Source organism: Peptoniphilus sp. HMSC062D09 (assembly GCF_001811425.1).
Classification (GTDB): Bacteria; Bacillota; Clostridia; order Tissierellales; family Peptoniphilaceae; genus Peptoniphilus_A.
Genome location: NZ_KV804697.1, coordinates 39797 through 58721 on the forward strand (window position 1 = coordinate 39797; position 18925 = coordinate 58721).

Annotated in this window: 20 protein-coding genes; 7 read left to right on the top strand and 13 right to left on the bottom strand. The window is 35.4% G+C overall.

Translation table 11 applies throughout. The features are described from left to right. Positions 1–134: 134 nt before the first annotated feature. The 4 genes from ftsH to dnaX are packed head-to-tail and all read right to left on the bottom strand — an operon-like array spanning position 135 to position 4716. Positions 135–2030 carry an ATP-dependent zinc metalloprotease FtsH gene (gene ftsH / locus HMPREF2801_RS01960; protein WP_070610328.1) on the bottom strand — a complete coding sequence of 632 codons (1896 nt, stop codon included), beginning with the start codon at positions 2028–2030 and terminating at the stop codon, positions 135–137. A gap of 55 nt (positions 2031–2085) precedes the next feature. Further along, a complete protein-coding gene (gene recR / locus HMPREF2801_RS01965; RefSeq protein ID WP_070610329.1) occupies positions 2086–2688 on the bottom strand; it encodes a recombination mediator RecR in 603 nt (200 codons plus the stop codon). 1 nt (position 2689) lies between these two features. Then, on the bottom strand, positions 2690–3031 hold the full coding sequence (locus HMPREF2801_RS01970) for a YbaB/EbfC family nucleoid-associated protein (protein ID WP_070610330.1): 342 nt from the start codon (positions 3029–3031) through the stop codon (positions 2690–2692). Positions 3032–3039: 8 nt separating this feature from the next. After that, the gene (dnaX, locus tag HMPREF2801_RS01975; protein WP_070610331.1) at positions 3040–4716 is read right to left on the bottom strand and encodes a DNA polymerase III subunit gamma/tau; all 1677 of its coding nucleotides are present in this window, start codon (positions 4714–4716) and stop codon (positions 3040–3042) included. 180 nt (positions 4717–4896) lie between these two features. Between dnaX and HMPREF2801_RS01980 the strand changes: the two genes are divergently transcribed. Together HMPREF2801_RS01980 and HMPREF2801_RS01985 are read left to right on the top strand one after the other, a co-directional pair. Beyond that, positions 4897–5166 (top strand): hypothetical protein, encoded by a 270-nt coding sequence (locus HMPREF2801_RS01980; protein WP_070610332.1) that lies wholly within the window; start codon positions 4897–4899, stop codon positions 5164–5166. Between the two features lie 179 nt (positions 5167–5345). Next, on the top strand, positions 5346–7076 hold the full coding sequence (locus HMPREF2801_RS01985) for a zinc ribbon domain-containing protein (protein ID WP_246829958.1): 1731 nt from the start codon (positions 5346–5348) through the stop codon (positions 7074–7076). A 62-nt stretch (positions 7077–7138) separates the two neighbouring features. Here HMPREF2801_RS01985 and HMPREF2801_RS01990 read toward each other — a convergent pair whose 3' ends face one another. Together HMPREF2801_RS01990 and HMPREF2801_RS01995 are read right to left on the bottom strand one after the other, a co-directional pair. Continuing rightward, positions 7139–8179 carry a s-methyl-5-thioribose-1-phosphate isomerase gene (locus tag HMPREF2801_RS01990; RefSeq protein ID WP_070610334.1) on the bottom strand — a complete coding sequence of 347 codons (1041 nt, stop codon included), beginning with the start codon at positions 8177–8179 and terminating at the stop codon, positions 7139–7141. Further along, the gene (locus HMPREF2801_RS01995) at positions 8180–9004 is read right to left on the bottom strand and encodes a purine-nucleoside phosphorylase (RefSeq protein WP_070610335.1); all 825 of its coding nucleotides are present in this window, start codon (positions 9002–9004) and stop codon (positions 8180–8182) included. Positions 9005–9092: 88 nt separating this feature from the next. Here HMPREF2801_RS01995 and HMPREF2801_RS02000 point away from each other — a divergent pair, with 88 nt between their 5' ends. Further along, on the top strand, positions 9093–9677 hold the full coding sequence (locus tag HMPREF2801_RS02000; protein WP_070610336.1) for a class II aldolase/adducin family protein: 585 nt from the start codon (positions 9093–9095) through the stop codon (positions 9675–9677). Between the two features lie 98 nt (positions 9678–9775). Here the strand turns inward: HMPREF2801_RS02000 and HMPREF2801_RS02005 are convergent, their stop codons facing one another. Beyond that, the gene (locus HMPREF2801_RS02005) at positions 9776–10300 is read right to left on the bottom strand and encodes a cysteine hydrolase family protein (protein WP_070610337.1); all 525 of its coding nucleotides are present in this window, start codon (positions 10298–10300) and stop codon (positions 9776–9778) included. A 77-nt stretch (positions 10301–10377) separates the two neighbouring features. On the opposite strand from HMPREF2801_RS02005, the gene sfsA reads away from it, so the two are divergent. Genes sfsA through HMPREF2801_RS02020 form a run of 3 tightly spaced genes read left to right on the top strand, consistent with a single transcriptional unit; the run spans position 10378 to position 11793 of the window. Further along, a complete protein-coding gene (sfsA, locus tag HMPREF2801_RS02010) occupies positions 10378–11094 on the top strand; it encodes a DNA/RNA nuclease SfsA (RefSeq protein WP_070610338.1) in 717 nt (238 codons plus the stop codon). Continuing rightward, positions 11067–11570: a GNAT family N-acetyltransferase gene (locus tag HMPREF2801_RS02015; RefSeq protein WP_070610339.1), complete on the top strand. Its 504-nt coding sequence runs from the start codon at positions 11067–11069 to the stop codon at positions 11568–11570. Before sfsA ends, HMPREF2801_RS02015 begins: the two co-directional genes overlap by 28 nt. Before the next feature lie 7 nt (positions 11571–11577). Then, positions 11578–11793 carry a DUF6440 family protein gene (locus tag HMPREF2801_RS02020; RefSeq protein WP_070610340.1) on the top strand — a complete coding sequence of 72 codons (216 nt, stop codon included), beginning with the start codon at positions 11578–11580 and terminating at the stop codon, positions 11791–11793. Between the two features lie 48 nt (positions 11794–11841). On the opposite strand, the gene mgtE is transcribed toward HMPREF2801_RS02020, so the two are convergent. Together mgtE and HMPREF2801_RS02030 are read right to left on the bottom strand one after the other, a co-directional pair. Further along, a complete protein-coding gene (gene mgtE, locus HMPREF2801_RS02025; protein ID WP_070610341.1) occupies positions 11842–13179 on the bottom strand; it encodes a magnesium transporter in 1338 nt (445 codons plus the stop codon). 1 nt (position 13180) lies between these two features. Further along, a complete protein-coding gene (locus tag HMPREF2801_RS02030) occupies positions 13181–15022 on the bottom strand; it encodes an ATP-dependent helicase (protein ID WP_070610342.1) in 1842 nt (613 codons plus the stop codon). Between the two features lie 110 nt (positions 15023–15132). Between HMPREF2801_RS02030 and HMPREF2801_RS02035 the strand changes: the two genes are divergently transcribed. After that, complete coding sequence (locus HMPREF2801_RS02035) at positions 15133–15927, top strand: nitroreductase family protein (protein WP_019124241.1); 795 nt, start codon at positions 15133–15135, stop codon at positions 15925–15927. Positions 15928–16037: 110 nt separating this feature from the next. Here HMPREF2801_RS02035 and HMPREF2801_RS02040 read toward each other — a convergent pair whose 3' ends face one another. The 4 genes from HMPREF2801_RS02040 to rsxE form a co-directional block, all read right to left on the bottom strand. Continuing rightward, the gene (locus tag HMPREF2801_RS02040) at positions 16038–16586 is read right to left on the bottom strand and encodes a hypothetical protein (protein ID WP_070610343.1); all 549 of its coding nucleotides are present in this window, start codon (positions 16584–16586) and stop codon (positions 16038–16040) included. A 226-nt stretch (positions 16587–16812) separates the two neighbouring features. After that, positions 16813–17730 carry an RnfABCDGE type electron transport complex subunit B gene (locus HMPREF2801_RS02045; protein ID WP_070610344.1) on the bottom strand — a complete coding sequence of 306 codons (918 nt, stop codon included), beginning with the start codon at positions 17728–17730 and terminating at the stop codon, positions 16813–16815. Positions 17731–17739: 9 nt separating this feature from the next. After that, positions 17740–18318: an electron transport complex subunit RsxA gene (gene rsxA / locus HMPREF2801_RS02050; RefSeq protein WP_019124231.1), complete on the bottom strand. Its 579-nt coding sequence runs from the start codon at positions 18316–18318 to the stop codon at positions 17740–17742. After that, positions 18318–18914 (bottom strand): electron transport complex subunit RsxE, encoded by a 597-nt coding sequence (rsxE, locus tag HMPREF2801_RS02055; protein ID WP_070610345.1) that lies wholly within the window; start codon positions 18912–18914, stop codon positions 18318–18320. The genes rsxA and rsxE overlap by 1 nt, the downstream gene beginning before the upstream one ends. Positions 18915–18925 lie beyond the last annotated feature (11 nt).

Here is an 18925-nt window from a genome sequence, read left to right on the forward strand (position 1 = left end):
TTTCATAAAAAAAAAGACTTTTCTGTAATTAGAAAAATCTTTTCTATAATAAATATTAATTTAACTATGGTGTAAAAGAAAAATCTTCTTGACCTAAAATTAGTTGTTTATGGGTTTCTTATATGTTTTTGCCTTTACATCTCTTGGCTTTCATCTATAGACTCACCATCATCTTGGACCTCAGCTTGACTTTCTTTTTCATCGTATTCCTTTAAGATGTCCATAAATTCTTCGCCAGTAATTGTCTCTTGACGAAGAAGATATTCTGCAATGGCATGAAGGGCCCTGATGTTTTCCTTTAAAATTTTTCTAGCCTCATCGTGAGCCTGGTCAATAATTTTTTGCACTGCCTCGTCTATTTCATATTGAGTTTGTGGTGAACATTGAAGTGATGTATCTCCACCAAGGTAGGCATTAGTCATTGATTCCAGTGCAACAAAGCCAAATTCATCTGTCATGCCAAATCTTGTAACCATAGCCTTGGCAATTTTTGTCGCCTTTTCAATGTCATTTGATGCTCCACTTGTCCTGATGTTAAAAATTAATTCTTCAGCTGACCTTCCGCCAGTTAGGGTTACAATGCTATTTATGGCATCTTCCTTAGTCATAAGGAATTTTTCTTCCTCATCAACTTGCATAGTGTAGCCAAGAGCCCCTGATGTTCTAGGAATAATTGTAATTTTGTGAACTGGAGCTGAATCCTTTTGCTTTGCAGCAACAAGGGCGTGACCAACTTCGTGGTAGGCAATTATTCTCTTTTCCTTTGGAGAAATAACTGCATTTTTCTTTTCATAACCTGCAAGGACAACTTCTACAGATTCTTCCAAGTCTCTTTCACTCATTTTGTCTCTACCTTCACGAACTGCACGAAGGGCTGCCTCATTTATCATGTTGGCAAGGTCGGCACCAGATGCACCTGCAGTGGCACGAGCAATTTTGTCGTAATCTATATTTTCTTCCTTTTTTATGTCCTTGGCATGAACTCTTAGTATGGCTATCCTTCCACTTAAGTCAGGTAGCTCAACTGGTATTCTCCTGTCAAATCTGCCTGGTCTTAAAAGAGCTGGGTCAAGAGAATCTGGTCTATTTGTGGCAGCGAGAATTACAACTCCAGCCTTGGCGTCAAAGCCGTCCATCTCTGAAAGAAGTTGGTTAAGAGTTTGCTCTCTTTCATCGTTGCCAGAAATTCCAGACCCATCTCTTCTCTTGCCAATTGTGTCGATTTCGTCAATAAAAATTATGCAAGGAGCCTTTTCCACTGCTTGCTTAAATAAGTCTCTAACCTTAGCAGCACCAAGACCTACAAACATTTCAACAAAGGCTGAACCTGAAATTGAAAAGAAGGGTACTTCGGCTTCACTTGCCACAGCCTTGGCAAGAAGAGTCTTACCAGTGCCTGGAGGACCAACTAATAGGGCCCCCTTAGGTAGTTTTGCACCAATTTCTGTGTACTTCTTTGGATTGTGTAAAAAGTCCACAAGTTCTGACAAGGCCTCCTTTGCCTCATCTTGTCCAGCTACATTTTCGAATTTAATTCCATCAGTAGATTCAACATATATCTTTGCCCCACTTTTGCCAAGACTCATGGGACCAACATCGCCCATTCTCTTGAAAATAAATTTTGAGAGAAAGATCCAAAAGGCAATAAGAATTGCAAAGGTAGCAACTGTTGAAATTATAAAGGAAAGCACTGGATTCATTTCAGGCTTATAAACTTGAGCAGACTTTACATTTTTATTTACTAACCTATCAACTAAATTTGGATCATACATCCTATTAGTTTCATACTTAACTTTCTTCCCATCTTTTTCTATTTCAAAGGCAATGGTCCTATCTCGAACCTCTGCCTTTTTAACTTCGCCCCTGTTGACAAGATTTACAAAGGAAACATAGTCAATTTCTTTTATGTCCTTTTCCTTGTTAAGTCTTGGCACAAAAACTATGGCGACTAGGTAAAAAATCACTATCGCCAAAATTACATAGAGAATTGTGGGAATATATTTATTAAAATTATTTTTGTTGTTAGACAAAATTTTCCCCTTTCTAAAGTTTTTTAAAGAAAAAATTTGGGACCAAGTCCCAAAATTAATCTAGCCTTCTTCTATTTTCCATGGCAGTCTGAATGGTGATCTCGTCGTAAAACTCAAGATCTCCTCCAACTGGCAAGCCGTATCCTATTCTCGAAACTGTAATATCAAAGTCCTTTAAAATATTTTTTATATAAGTTGCAGTTGCATCGCCATCAACAGTGGGATTAGTTGCAACTATTACTTCTTTAATATTTTCCTTTTTTACTCTCTCAATTAGTTCCTTTACCCTTACATCTTCTGGCGATTTCCCCTTTAGTGGCGAAATTACACCGTGAAGTACATGGTATTTTCCACGAAAGCTGTTAGACCTCTCCATGGCGTCTACATCCTTGGGGCTTTCTACTACGCAAATAATAGAGTCGTCCCTTGTTTTACTTGAACAAATATGGCAGGGGTCGCTGTCAGCATAATTCATGCAAATGGAACACTGAACTGTATTTCTCTTAGCAGCAATGATGGCATCACTTAAACTTACAACTTCAGCATCATCAAGACCTATAATGTGATAGGCAAGCCTTTGAGCAGTTTTAGAACCAATCCCAGGAAGTCTGTTTAATTTTTTTATTAAATCTTCAATAGGACCAATTTCTTTGTTCATCTTATAGCCCCGGAATATTTAATCCACCAGTTAATTTGCCCATTTGAGAATTCATTTTGTTTTCAGCATTTCTCATAGCTTCATTTACTGCAGCAACGATTAAATCTTCAAGCATTTCAACATCGTCAGGATCAACTGCATCTTTGTCAAGCTTAATAGAAATAAGTTCCTTGTTTCCATTTACAGTTGCACAAACTGCTCCGCCACCAGAAGTTGCAGAAATTTCTTCATTTGCCAAATTTTCTTGCATTTCTTCCATTTGTTTTTGAAGCTTTTCAATTTGCTTCATCATATTATTTCTTCCGCCTCCCCCAGGGAAGCCGTTAAATCCACCTCTAGCCATATTTCCTCCTAAATTTCTTCTATATTATTTTTTCCAAAAATTTCTTCTAAATTGTCTGCTCCAGCTTTTTGAAGTTTAAACCTAACATCAATATCCTTGCCGTAAATGGACTTTAATAGGTCTGGCAAAATATTTTTTCTCTCAGGCTCTGAACAGTAATTATAGTAAAATTCATACCCTTCTTGAAAAACTATTTCTAAAATATTTTCGTGAAACTTTTCTAGTTTAGCAAAGGTCAAAAATCCTCCAAAGCCAGTATAGCTTTTAGATTTAAGTTCTGCTAGAATTTTTTGCCAATCGCTGTTTATTTTTTCAAGAGAAAGTAAAGTTTCTCCTTTTTGTTGAACTTCACCATTATCCTCTATTATAGCAGATTGATTTGATTTTTCAATTGACCCATCCTCTGGTCCATCCCTTAAAATATCATGGTCAGAATTTTTTGGGACTTCTTTTTTGTCAGTAGCCTTATCAAGATTTTTTTCTATATTTAATTTATTATTAACAGGTAAAACTTCTTCATGCTTAAAATTATTTGGAAGCCCCTTATTTTCAAGACCACTTAACTTATCTTCCAAGGCCTTAAGTCTTAGAGACATGTCGTCTTTTACAAGTCTCTTGCAAATTTTTATTGCATTCATTTCGAAGACCACACGCTTATTGTCTGCATATTTTATTTCCACTGCAAGATTTTTTAAAATGTCGATAATAATAAGTAAGTCTTCTAGGTCAGTTTCTCCAGCCATTTCTTGAAACTCACTTAAGTGAGATGTGTAGATTATTTTTTTCGGGTCCTTTAAAGTTTTTACCAATAAAAGATCTCTAAAGTGATTTAAAATTTGTGAAGAAAGTGTGTTAAAGTCCACTCCCTCTTTATAAATTTCATCAATGGCATAAAGTGCCCCAGCTACATCTTTTTCCACAAGAGCTCTTGAAAGTGAAAATAAAAGTTCTGATGAGGAAATTCCAAGAACTTCCATGGCATCTTCTAACTTTATGTGGTCCCTATTCTTTGTAATAAGTTGGTCCAAAACTGAAAGGGCATCTCTCATTGCACCATCAGAAGACTTGGCAATAAGGGTAAAGACTTCCTCGTCACAGGATTTTCCTTCAAGGTCTGTAATTTTTTTCAAATTTTCTGTAATTTCTTCTATAGAAATTCTCTTAAAGTTATATTTTTGAGACCTAGATAAAATTGTGGCAGGAATTTTTTGTATTTCAGTAGTTGCAAGTATAAATATTAAATGTCTTGGCGGCTCTTCCAAAATTTTTAAGAGGGCATTAAAGGCTCCCTTGGAGAGCATGTGAACCTCGTCAATTATGTAGACCTTGTACTTTAAAGATTGAGGCGGATAAATTACTTTTTCCTTTAGCTCTCTTATATCGTCAACACCGTTGTTACTTGCGGCATCCATTTCCACTACATCTAAAACCGATTCGCTTAAGATAGCCTTGCAATTTTCACACTCATTGCAGGGATTGCCATCAATGGGATGAAGACAATTTACTGCACGGGACAAAATTTTTGCAGCAGATGTCTTTCCCGTTCCCCTAGTTCCTTGAAATATATAGGCGTGACTTATTTCGCCATTTTTTACTTGATTCTTTAATGAAGTTGTAACTGCTTCTTGACCACAAATCTCGTCAAAGGTTTTTGGCCTGTATTTTCTATATAATGCTTTGTACATTTTCTCACCTAAAATAATTATACATGAAAAAAATTTTTATTAAATTAAAATTAAGGATTTAGAGACAATTTTTCTTTTTCCAAAATATTTAACATCCTCTTCACATAATTTTCACATGGCAAGTATATTATGTAGACAAATCAAAGAAACAATGTGTTTCAAATAGGAGGATTTATTAAAATGAAAAATTTAAAGAAATTAGCAAGCGTTGGAATGATCTCTGTATTAATGTTAGGTATGGTAGCATGCCAAGGCGCTAACAAAAAAGCTGAAGAAGCTGCTAACGCTAAAGAAAATGCAGTAGAAGAACAAGCTGAAGCTAACGAAGCTAAAGTTGAAGCTAACGCTAAAGAAGCTGAAGCTGAAGTAGCTGCTGAAGAAGAACAAGCTAAAGAAGAAGTTGCTGAAGAAGCTGCTACTGAAGAAACTACTGAAGAACAAGCAAAATAATTTAGCTTAACTTTTTAAAGGAAGCCTTTCGAGGCTTCTTTTTTTACATAATTTTACTTTTAAATATATTTTTATAGAGGAAAGACTTTTATAATTCTTTTATTTACTATATAAAAGATTGTCCACTATTAAAAATATGTTATAATATTTTAATAGAAATAATGAAAGAAGGTGCTACATTGTTTTGTCCAAAATGTGGGAATCCTGTCTCTAAAGACGACAACTTTTGTGCTTCCTGTGGTCACAACTTAAAGGATGTCAAGGTAAGAATTACATCCAAAAAAGATGACAAAAAAGAAGACACTACTAAGGTAAAAAAAGTTTCTGAACACACTAGAGTCTTTAATCCAAAGTCTCTTGATGCCATTGACACCACTGATGAACTCAAAAACATTATTGCTGAAGTAGACAGAAAAATTTCCAAAAATATTGAAGACTACCAAAAGGGCAATGTCCAATCAAAATCACCTGCAAAGGAAAAGATAATTAAAAAATCTCCTGCAAAGGATATTGATATAGAAAAAAAGTCTAAAGTTTCTGAAAAGAAATTTGATACTATTGACACAAAAAAAGCTGATAAAGAATTTTTAGCAGCCAATAGTGATGTTAAATCTGAATCTGGCATGAGCCAAAAGGAACTCATTAGAAGAGTCCAAGAAGAACTTAAAAAATCAAATTATAAGGAAAAGAAAAAAACTTCTCCTGCAAAAGAAGAAAAATCTTCACAAGCAAGCATCTCTAATGATGATTCTTTTGAAAGTTCCTATGATTTAGAAAATATAAAAATTGAAAATCCTAAGAAATTTTCTTTAAAGGAAAAGTGGAAAAATTTTATTAACGAAGAAGACGATGAATTTTCTATTTTCTCAAGCATAAAAGATGACAGCAAGAAAAAAGAAGACACGAGAAATTTGGAGATTAGCAAATCTCTTGAAGATTCAGAAAAAACTTTTGAGAATACTCTTTCCACTCCAAAGATTGATATTGAAAATGCCATAAAAAAATCTGAAGAGGAAAAAAAGAAAAAAGCAAAAGCTGAAGAAGAAAAAAAATCAAAAGAAATTATAACTTCTAGTGAAGAAAAAATTTCTGGCGAAGAAAAAACTTCCGTGGATTCAAAACTTTCAGAAAAAGTAGAGCCTATGGATAAAAAGTCAGAGACTCCTCTTAAAGAGAAAAAATCTAAAAATCTCAAGGACTTATTTTCCTTTAAAGACAAGGGCGAAAAACCTGTCAAAGAAATAAATTCTGTGGATTCAAAAGTTGACAAGGTCATTGAAGAAGACTTATCCAAAAAGGTAAGTCATGTAGAAACAAAAATTTCACAAAAATCCATGAAGAGTCTCGACAAGGTCCTAGACTTTTTAAGTAAAATCACCAACAAGATTTCAAATTACATTGGCGACTTTGGCTCAAAGGAAAGTAAAATTGTAATTGGAATAGGCGCTTTATTAAATGCCATTGCACTTTTAATTGGCAGCGGGTCTTTTAGATTTATTTTAGTTTTATTTTTAATTCTTAAAATGGTCTTTGACTATTTTGAATTTTATGTACCCCTTAATATTGCAACTGACAGAGACGACATTGACACATCTTATCCTGAAGTGAAAAAATTCGCCCTTATAAACTGGATAATTTGTAAGGCCTTTTTGTTCCTTGGCTTTTTAATTTCACCCTTCGGTGGCTTCTTAAAATACAACATGTTGCAAGCCTTGACAGCAATGCCTCTTGCCACATTTTTATTAGTTGTGCTTTCTGTCTTAATTGCAATCACTCTTTACAGCAGAGAGTTTATTGGAAGATCAAAAATTAATTTCATTGGCTGGTACGCCATTGCCTTTACACTTTTTGAACTTCTATTTAAGATGATTTGGTTCATAATTAACTTTATTTTCGTAACACTTTTTTAAGACAATAAAATAAGGAGAGTAGTAGAAAAACTGCTCTCCTTTTTTCATGCAAATTTTTAAAATTAATAATAACTTTTGTGATCTGTGTCTAAATATTTTTTTAAATCACTTGGCTTATAAAGACCCTTGTCTGTCACAAAGCCTGTGATGAGTTCTGGTGGCGTTATGTCAAAGGAAGGATAAATTGCCTTTACTCCCCTTGCTGTATGGTCACCGAGTACAAGTGAAGGGTCACGAAGTTCAATTACTATATCGTCTTTAGCTTTCTTTTCTCCATCTGGCATGCCCGTTACATAAAAGGGCACCTTAAACGGGCGAGCCACAAGAGCAATTTGATGAGTGCCAACTTTATTTGCCACATGACCATCAAGGGTAATTGTGTCCGATGCCGATGTAAATAAGTCTATGCCTATATTTTCCATGGTGTAGGCGACCATATTGTCTGTTATGACTGTGGTGTCAAAGCCCATTTGGCTTATGCAAGTTGCAGTGAGCCTTGCCCCTTGATAGTAGGGTCTAGTTTCGGTGCAGTAGAATTTAACATCCTTTCCTTGCTCTTTTAGAGTCCTTGTCATTGTGCCAATAATTGTCTCTGCAAAACATTGGGTCAAAACTTTTCCCCCATCAGGTATTAAATCGCAGAGATACTTTGCAACTTCATTCATGGCGCTGTATCTTCTGTTTAAAGAATTTATAGATTCTTGGAAAAGAGCCTCCACTACATCATCTCCACTTTCCATTGCCTTTTTGGCAGCTTCTATAGACCCTCTAGTAACTTTTCTTAACCTTGTAGATGTAGTTGGTCTTGCAGTAGAAATTGTCTCTGCTGCATCTTCTAAGAAGTTTAATAAATCTTCTCCCCTTAAATCTCTCGCCTCATAGGCTGCAAGTGCCATGCCCATACCTGCTGCTGTGTAGGGTCCTGCTGACTGTGTCACCATATCCTTTATGGCTCTTGCAACTTCCTTGTGAGTCCTACATATTTCAAAGCGTATTTCCTTGGGGTAGACTCTCCTGTCTAATATCCTAACTTCTCCATCTTCATACCAAGCCACATTTTCATATCTTAGCATAAAGGGCATATCATAATCTTGTCTCTTCATTTATTCCAACTCCCCAATTATTTTCACAATCAAATTTTTTAATTTTGGCGAAACTTCCCTTGCCACATCTTCAACTTCACTTCCGTCCATATTTTCTATGCGGTCAGAGGAATAATTTGTGGCAACTGAAAAGGCAAGGACCCTTATGCCGCAGTGACCTGCCGTCAAAGTTTCTGTAATAGTTGACATGCCAACTAAGTCGCCGCCAAGACTTCTTATGGCCCTAATTTCTGATGGTGATTCAAAAAATGGTCCCACAGTGAAGAAGTAAACTCCTTCCTTTAATTCAATCCCCTCTTCAAGGGCAGATTTTTTTGCAAGGCTACGAAGTTCCTTGTCATATAAATTGTCAATGGGATAAAATCTTTCGCCAAATTCTGACAAATTGTTGCCCCTTGTCGGACTCACACCAGCAAAATTTATGTGGTCTCTAATTAGGCAAATATCTCCTGGATAAAAATTATAATTTACAGCACCTGCTGCATTTGTGAGAATTAAATTTTTTACTCCAAGGAGCTTTAAAACATAAACTGGCATGGCAAGTTCGTCAAAGTCGTAGCCTTCATAGTAGTGAAATCTTTTGGTCATGCATATGACATGCTTTCCAGATAATTTCCCAAAAATAAATTTCCCCTGGCTATTACTTGTGGAAATCAAAAAATTTGGCACATCTCTGTAGTCAATTTCTAGCTTATCTTCCATTTCATCTAAAAGATTTTCAAGACCTGTGCCGAGAATTATGGCAAGCTCTGGCCTTGTTTTTATCTTTTCTAAAATATAGTCTGCACTTTTTTTATAATTTTCAAAAATTTTTTCTTTTAACATAGTCCCTCTCCATTTATCTTTAGTCTAACACAGGATAAGCAATTGTCAATTGCAGGTAAGATGTGATAAATTATATTTGAGGTGCGACATGAATTACAGAAAAATTTTAGTAGAATATGGAAAAAAACTTTTAGATAAAAAATTAGTGGCAGGCACTAGCGGCAATTTAAGCCTTAGGGGTCAAGGTGATGAAATTTACATTAGCCCAAGTGGCATGGACTACTTAGAAATCAAAGAAGATGACATTGTAAAAATAAATTTTAATGGCGAAATTTTAGATGGAGACAAAAAACCTTCCTCAGAGTGGATGATGCATAGAGAAATTTACAAAAATTATCCATCCTACAATGCCATAGTCCACACTCATTCAAGTTTTGCCACAGCCTTTGCAGTTTCACGAAAAAAGATTCCCCTAATTTTAATTGAGATGGAACCCTTTTTAGGTGGCGAAATTGAAGTAGCTCCCTTTGAACCTTCAGGATCCCTTGAACTTGCAAGGTCTATCCTTCCCTATTTGAAAAAATCAAACTCCTGCCTACTAGCAAATCACGGAGTTGTCTCTTGCGGCAAGGACATGGAGTCTGCCTTTTTATCAGCAGAATATGTGGAAGACGCGGCAAAAATTTACTATTACTCCTTAAATATTGGCGAGCCAAAAATAATTTCAGAATAAATTTAAAAATAACGCAAAAAAGACAGTCCCCCTGTCTTTTTTCTCTGTACCTATAAATTTTTACCACTAAAAATTTTCCTTGAGCACTAATAAAAAATTTAAATAGCCTTTATGTGGCAAGATTCCATTACGCTAATGGCTGCTGCTTTCTTTTCCTCTGTAAGTCCCTCTGTCAAATCTTTGTAGATATAAATATTTTTTTCTGGCAAAAATCCCTTTACCAATAAGGCATTGGAAACTACGCAAATATCTGTCACAAGTCCCAAGAAATAAATGCTATCTATGCCATCTTTTTCATCTAAACTTTTTAAATACTCTCCCAGTTCGATTGAGGCAAAAGTATTTTTTTCAAATTTTTTCGCCCTATCAAAACTTTTTGTTTCCTTTAATGCGTCTGCAATTTCATGACCCCATGTTCCCTTTATACAGTGTTCTATGGGAAGATTTTCTCCTTCCTTTGTCTTTAAATAGTCTTCATAATGGGTGTCTAAGGTGTAAATTATTTCTCCCTTAAATTCCTCTACCTTTTCCACAACCTTATCTAAAAGTTTTTCTGTGTCCCTTCCCTTTAGAGAGCCACTTATAAAATCATTTTGCATATCAATTACAACTAATGCCTCCATGTCCTCACTCCTTTACCCTATGATACAACAAGTTTTACATATTTTAAAGTTCACTGTATAATATTTTGGGGTGAATTATGAAATACAAGAGTGTTTTAAAAGCAGAATTTTTATATAGAAAAAATAGATTTATCGCTCTTTGCAAAAAGGGTTTCTTGACTCTTACTGTCTATGTGCCAAACACTGGCAGGTGCAAGGAAATTTTAAGAGAAGGTGCCACAGTTTTTCTTACCTACAATGACAGTCCCAACAGAAAGACTTCCTACACCCTCATTGCCGTCATGAAGGACGATAAAATAATAAATATCGATTCACAAGCTCCCAACGAGATAGCTTACCAGGCATTTTTGCAAAATAAAATTGACCTTGGCTTTAAGTACAATAAAATAAAAAGAGAATACTCTCATGGCGATTCCCGCTTTGATTTTTATTTAGAAGGCGAAGGCAGAAGGGCTCTCTTAGAAGTCAAGGGCGTGACTCTTGAAAATAAGGGCATCGTCGCCTTCCCCGATGCGCCAACTACGAGGGGACTTAAGCATATAAATGGTCTCATTGAAGCTAGTGGCGAATACTTAACTTACATCCTCTTTGTAATTCAAATGAAGGATGTAAAGTTTTTCACGCCAAATTACCTGACAGATAAAAATTTTTCGCAGGGACTTATAAGGGCAAGAGAGGCTGGAGTTAATATTCTCGCCTACGACTGCTTAGTAACGAGAAATTCACTGGAAATATCAGATAAAGTGCCTGTAGTTTTGGAGGAAACATGGAATTTAGACTTGCAAGAGAATTAGATAGAGAAAAAATCGAAAAAATTTATGAAGATGGCTCTCTTAAATTAAAATCGCTGGGCATAAACCAGTGGCAGGGAGCTGACAAGCCAAATTTAAATAATTTTAAAGATCTTATAGAAAACAAAAATATTTTTGTCTTAGAAGACCAGGGAAAAGTAGTGTCCACTGTAATAATTTACGCCCATGATGAGGACTATGAAAATAATTTAGCTGGAGAATGGAAAAGTCCAAGGCCCTATGTGGCTCTTCACAGGATTGGAAGCCTTGCAAGTGAGAGAAAAAAGGGCTATGGCAGAAAAATTATTGAATTTGCAGAAGCCTATGCGAGGGAAAATAATTTTAAATCAGTTCGCATTGACACCCACAGAGAAAATAAGTCCATGCAAAATCTTTTAAATGCACTTGGCTATACTTATGTGGGCATAGTTTATCTTGGCGGCAAAAGTGAAAGATTTGCCTATGAAAAAGTATTGTGAGGTTAATATGTTTAAAGATAGAGAAGACAAGAGGTTTATAAAAATTTTTAAGGAGGGCTCTCTTACTGAGTCCATACAAATTCTATTAGACACTGAAACAGGAGTAAATTATCTCTACATCGGTGCAGGTTACGGTATGGGCATCACTCCCCTCCTAAACTCTGAGGGAAAAGTTGTAATTTCAAGTCAAAGAGAAATACAAAATTATATTGAAAGAAATTAAAAAAAGCCACAGCTTACTAAAAATCTTAAAGTAAACTGTGGTTTTTATTTAAATTAAAAGTGGCAAGAAAACTGTGGCAAGTCCTAAGAAGATAAAAAACCCAAAGACATCTGTAAATGTTGTGAGAAAAATTGATGAGGCTATGGCTGGGTCAATTTTCATCTTATCCAAGATAAGTGGAATGAGAAATCCCATGGAGCAGGCAATTATCATGTTGGCAATCATGGCTAAGAATAAAATAAATCCTAAATAGATATTGTGATGCCAAAATACAAAAACTCCAGCTGCCAAAATTCCTATAATGGCTCCTTCAAAAAGTCCCAAAAATATTTCTTTAAATATAAGTTTATAATCCTCTTTGAGGGACAACTCACCACGAGCAAGTGATGTAAGTATAATTGAAAGAGTTTGTGAGCCTGCGTTGCCGCCCATTCCCGTTACAATTGGCATGGCTGCAGATAGGACGACTACCTGTGAAATTGTGGACTCAAAACCCTTTACAACAGAGGATGCCAAAAAGGCTGTCAGTAAATTTACAATTAACCAAGGAATCCTGCTCTTAAAGGAGTCAAACCAAGTTGAGTCGTAAACTTCGTCTGCATTAACACCGTGCATCTGCAAAATATCTTCGTTGTGCTCTTGGTCGATGATGGCAATAATGTCTTCTGATGTAATAACGCCAAGGATTGCCATGTTGCTGTTTACTACTGGCAAAATGTCTAGCTCGTACTTGCTAAAGAGGTTTGCCGCAACTTCTTGGTCGTCAGTGCCATATACATAAAAGTCCACTTCTTTTAAAATATCTTGAAGAAAAGTCTTGGCATTGGCAACTAAGAGATCCCTTATTGTCACAATTCCTTGCAGTCTGTGATAATCGTCTGTGACAAAAATTTCATCAATAATTTCTGTCTCAGGTGAAATTGTCCTGAGTTTTTTTATGGCTTCTTCTGCCGTCAAGTTTGCCCTAAGGGCAATAAAATTTGTGGTCATGATACCGCCTGCAGACTCTTCGTCAAAGGAAAGTATCATCTTCAAGGTGTTTTTCTCAGCACTTTTCATTGAGGACAAAATTGCCTTTCTCCTCACCGTTGAAAGAACACCCAAAAGGTCGGCAACTATTGAAGTTTCCATGTGAGCAAAAATTTCTATTAGATCATCATCAGTAAAAAATGCCATCATCCTTGCGCTGAGGTCATCTTCTGCCGATTCAAAGAGAAGTGCCATGTTATCGTGGCTTACTAGACTAACAAAAGTTTCCAGGTCCTCATCTTCTAAGTCCTCTGCTTCAAGGGCAATATCCACAGGGTGATACTCATCAAAGAGACTGTTTAAGAGCATGTAATCTTCTATTTTTATAATTTTTTTAATCTCTTCATTCAAATCCATTTTAATCACCTGCCAAAGTTTCTAAATCTGTTACAAAAGATGAAATTTCATTTTTCATTCCATTTGTGTATCGGGAGTACATTAAATATAATTCATTTTTTGCCCTAGTCATGGCAACATAAAAGAGTCTTCGCTCTTCACAAAAAAGTTCCTCATCTTCTCTTATGGCATCAAGACTTGCAGTAGATGGCAAAGTCCCCTCATATAAGTCTACAACAAAAACTCGGGAAAACTCAAGCCCCTTGGCAGAATGAATAGTAGAAAAAGTTAAATTTGCCCTATTACTTCTTGGCTTCAAGAGGTCGTACTCCAACTCCTTTAACCTTCCAATAAATAAATCCAGAGACTCAGTGCTTTTTGCAATTAACTTTAAATAGTAGAGGTATTCGTTTAAAGTCGCCTCTGTTTCCATGAATCTCTTGGCATTTTCTCTTAAATATTTGCCATAACCCATTTCCTTGTCAATATAATTAATGGCATCGTAGACATTAGATCTTGCAATTTTTTTAAAGCCAACTAATAACTTGTTAATATTTTTGTGGTAGTAAGATGGAAGCCCTGGATAGTCCTTTAAAATATTAAAAATATTTTTGCCCCTATTTCTCTTCATATAGTCGATGTGTTTTTTGGAAATGTAGCCATCTAATTTAAAGTAAAATTTTTCATAGAGGTCAATATCAGAAAGGTCATGAGAAAAATTTAAAATATCTAAAATATCACGAGTTATAAAGTGAGAAAAGAACTTAGTCTTTTTGTCCTTTATATTAAAATCATAATTTTTTCTCTCAAAATACTCCACAAGACCAATGCTGGATAGATTGTTTCTGTATAAAACTGCAATGTCCCCTGCCTCCTTTTGAAGTTCCCTTTCGATAAAGGCATACTGGTCCTTGGGCTCCTTGACCTTAATAATATTTACAGGCTTAGCAAAGGGATTGTCTGTGACAACAGTTTTTTCGAAGCGATTTTCATTTTGGGCAATAAAAATATTTGCAATGTTTACAATATTTTTTGTGGATCTGAAATTTTCTTCCATGTAAAAAGTCGCAATGTCCTCATAGTCCTTTTGCAGCTTAAAAAGTTCTTCAGTGCTGGCGCCCCTAAAGCCGTAAATGGACTGGTCGTCGTCGGCAACGACAAATAAATTATTGTCAGGCTTAGCCAAAAGTTTTAAAACTTGAAACTGACTTCTACTTGTGTCTTGCCCCTCGTCAAGCTGAATAAATTTAAACCTGTCTCTATATTTTTTTCTTATAGAAGCATCGGTCTTTAAAATCTCGTAAGCTAGATTTATCATGTCGTCAAAGTCAATTAAATTTTTGTCCTTTTTATACTTTTCATAGGTCTCATAAAAGTTGACGAAGTTGTCAGTGTCGCATCTTTTTGTCTTGGCAAAGGAAGTTGGGCTGAGCATCATATTTTTGCAGTAGCCAACTTCAGAAATTGCCGTTTCAATTCGCTCTTCAGTGGGATAAGTTTTGTTGACATCTCTATAAATATCTCTTAAAATTTCATATTTTTTCTTTAAATTTGAATCAATAAGGCTAAGGGACTTACCAGATTTTTTAGAGTAGTCCCGAACTATGGAATAACAAAAGGCGTGAATAGTGGAAAAGACTACATTTTTATCCTCAAACATTAAATTGTAACGCATTTTAATATCCACAGCTTGCGCCTTGGAAAAAGTAATGGTAAGAATGCTCTTTGGGTCCACTCCCCTATCTATTAATCTCTTAGTCCTATGTAAAATCATAGTTGTCTTGCCTGCGCCAGGAACAGCAAGAACTATTGCAGGTCCCTTGAAATGTTCCACAGCTTTTAATTGACTAGATGTTAATTTCACATTATCCCTCCCACTCTAGTGTAAACTATTTCATAAATATTTTAAATCTATTTTTTTAACCCTGCTATTGTGATATAATTTAAATATAAACTGGTTTAGGGGGTATAACTATGTTAATGACAAATTTCTTGCAAAAAAGAAAGTCTGTCAGAAATTTTAAAACGGACACAGTTCCAAGAGATGCCTTGGAAAATATAAAATTACTTATGGACGAAATGGGAACTAATGAAAGCGGCATAAGTTTTTCTCTTTATGAAAACGGAAAAATTGTTGCTGAAGGACTAAGAGGCAAAGCAGGTTATGCAGGAGTCATGATAGAAGCTCCACACTACATTGCACTAGACATTGACGGAGACAAACCGCTTAACATATTAAAGGGTGGCTACTGCCTAGAAAAATTAAACACAAAAATTGTTGATCTTGACATAGACACTTGTTGGATCACAGTTGATAGCGTTGATGCAGACACAAAAAGAGCCATCTTCGGAGAAAATGGCACAGGCATAGATTATCTAATTGCTCTTGGCTATGGACAAAAGAAAAAATTATTTGACCCAGAAGTTACAAGCTCAAGACTTAGCGTAGAAGAAATTGTCTTCGCAGATACAATTGGAAATCCTATTTCCATAGAAACACTTGAAAACTATGGCGTCTTCGATGTATTTTCATCAGTAAGATATGCACCAAGTCACAAAAATTTCCAACCTTGGAGATTTGTCCTTAAGGGAGCAGAAGTTGATGCCTATATGGTAAAATCTGATGAAGATAACAGATCACTTATCGACATGGGCGTAATCTTATTCTACATGGAAGAAATGCTAAAGACTATTGGCATAAATAAAAAATGGACAATCGACTTAAAGGACGCAGGCAAATATTATTATATCGGCTCCTTTACACTATAATTTTAAAATAAGGGCTCATTCCCTTTTTTATTTACTTTAAATGCAAAAATCTCCACAATTTCGTGGAGATTTTTTATTGTTTAAAAGTTTTTTAGAACTAATTATTAGCCCTAAATATTTTCTGTAAGTGAATCTATTTTTTCTTTGACATCATCTTGATCTAAGCCCAAGCCCTTGGCAAAGAAGTTGAGCCCATTTTTTGTTTCCTCTAAGGTTTCAAAGGAAGTTGATGAAAAGGCAATGCCCTCCCCCTTTTGTCCCAATGGTGGTTTATCGTAAGTTACACTGTTATCTGTAAGAAAATAATCTGCGTTTAAGTTATTTATAAGCTTAAAATCAGGATCCATTTCATCGCCTATTGCGCTGGCATCAGGATAAATGGACTCTGCCCCACTAGGTACTCCCACTACATTTTCATAACCTAAAAATTTTAAGGCCTTTGCAGCCTTTACTGACAAGGCAACAATTCTTGGATTTTCTTTTTCTACAAAGAGTTTATCCGCCATCTCTCCCTCTTTTTCTTTGTCGACATTTTCTTGGCTTACTTCTTTTGCATTAGAATTATTTTCTATTCTTGCCTCCTCCTGAGATTTGCAAGAAGTTACAATCATCATCAAAAGTAAAACAAAAGCAATCTTGATATAAAATTTTCTTTTCATAAAACACACTCCTTTTTTTTTCTTACTCTATTTAATTCATCCTATTACTATAATAGCACATTATTCAAAAAAAAAAAAAAAAATAAAAGGGCAAAATTTTGTGAAATTTTTACATGTTTAAGAGGATTTAAAAAATTGTATTTAAAAATTTTTAAAATTTATTATAAAAATTTGCAAGAAAAAAACTGCCGCTTGCACGACAGTTTCTTAGTTTAGATTTTAAAGATTAAGCATTAACTTTTTCTTTTTCTGCTTGAGCTTTCTTTAGCTTTGCTTCTTCAAGTTTTGCTTGTCTTTCTTTTTCCTTTTTTTCTTTTTCCTTTTGTTTCATCTTTTCCACTCTTTCAGGATATTCGCAATAAATTGCTCCTGTTGGACATTTTGAAACACAGATTCCACAGTTGATACACTTGTCATAGTCAATTGATGCCAAGTTGTTTTCTACATGGATTGCATCCTTTGGACAGTTCTTTTCACAGATTCCACATCCGATACAACCAATGCTACAGTTTGTCCTTACAACTTTACCTGGATCAAGTGACTTACATTCAACAACTGTCTTTGATTTGTAAGGTCTAAGTGCAATGATTTTTTTAGGGCAAATGTTGATACACTTCATGCAGGCAACACATTTTTCCTTGTCCACTACTGCAACTCCATTTACCATGTGAATTGCGTCAAATTCGCAGACACTTACGCAAGTGCCACCGCCGCAGCAACCAAAGTTACATGCCTTTGCACCTTGTTGATAGTCAGAAATTAATCTACAATCAACTAAATCATTGTAATCATATTTATTTTTTGCCTTGTTACAGTCTCCTTGGCAAAGTACACAGGCAATATTTCTTTCTACATTTCCTGCGTTAACGCCCATTACTGCACTGACTTTTTCTGCAGTTTCTGCACCACCAATTACGCAACCATTTACTGGTGCCTTTCCATTGGCAATGGCTTCTGCTAAACCATCACAACCTGGAAAGCCGCAAGCTCCACAGTTTGCTCCTGGCAATACATCTCTAACTTCAGCGACCTTTGGATCTACCTCTACATAAAAAACCTTTGAAGCTATTGAAAGAATTACTCCAAAAAAGGCTCCCGCAATTCCCAAAAACAAGACTGGGGTAAGTACTGTACTCATTTCCATAATTACCTCCTATACCAATCCGCCGAAACCTGAAAATGCAATTGCCATTAGGCCTGCACTAACAAGTGCAATTGGAACTCCTTGAAGTGCCTTTGGTACATCTGCTAGCATTAATTTTTCTCTTAGTGCAGCTATAAGTACAAGTGCAAGTGTGAAACCTATTGAAGCTCCAAATCCGCTAAATATTGTTTCTATTAAGTTATATCCATTTTGAACATTTAAAACTGTTACACCAAGTACAACACAGTTTGTAGTAATAAGTGGAAGATATACACCCATGGCTTGGTAAAGTGAAGGTGATGACTTCTTAATAAACATTTCTACAAATTGTACTAATGATGCAATTACAAGAATAAATGCAATTGTTTGTAAATACTCAAGTCCAAATTTATCTAATACAAAAATTTGAATTAGCCATGTGATTGCAGATGCAAGTACAACTACAAAGGTAACGGCTACTCCCATTCCAAGGGCAGTCTCTGTCTTGGAAGATACACCTAAGAAGGGACAAATTCCTAAGAATTGAGCAAAAACATAATTATTTACAAGTATTGTTGAAATTAAAATCGTAATAATACTTTCTAACATTAGTCTGCCCTCCTGTTTAACAATAGTTTAAATCCTGCTATTAAAAATCCTAGAAGTATGAAGGCACCTGCTGGAGCTCCCATAATTCCAATTCCTGGATAAGATTCTGGCAAAATATTAACATTAAATAGTGTGCCATATCCGAAAAATTCACGAACAAGACCCATTGCAAGTACGGCAATAGTATATCCAACGCCTGTTCCTATTCCGTCAACTATTGATGGAACAAGGGCATTTTTATAAGCAAAACCTTCAGCTTCACCAAGGATACAGCAGTTAACTACGATTAGTGGCAAGAAAATACCAAGTGCTGCATAAATTGGTTGTGAATAAGCTTGAAGTATCATTTGTACTAATGTTACGAAAGTGGCAATTACTACTATAAAACAAGGAATTCTTATTTTATCAGGTATTATATTTCTAAGTGCAGATACTACTCCATTACTCATGATTAGTACGAAAGTAACTGCAACTCCCATTGCCAATGAGTTTGTTAAGTTATTTGTGATAGCCAGTGTTGAACAAAGCCCTATAAGTTGGATGAATACGGGGTTGTTTTTAAAAGCACCGTCTAAGAATACTTTAGATAATTTCATTTTAATCCTCC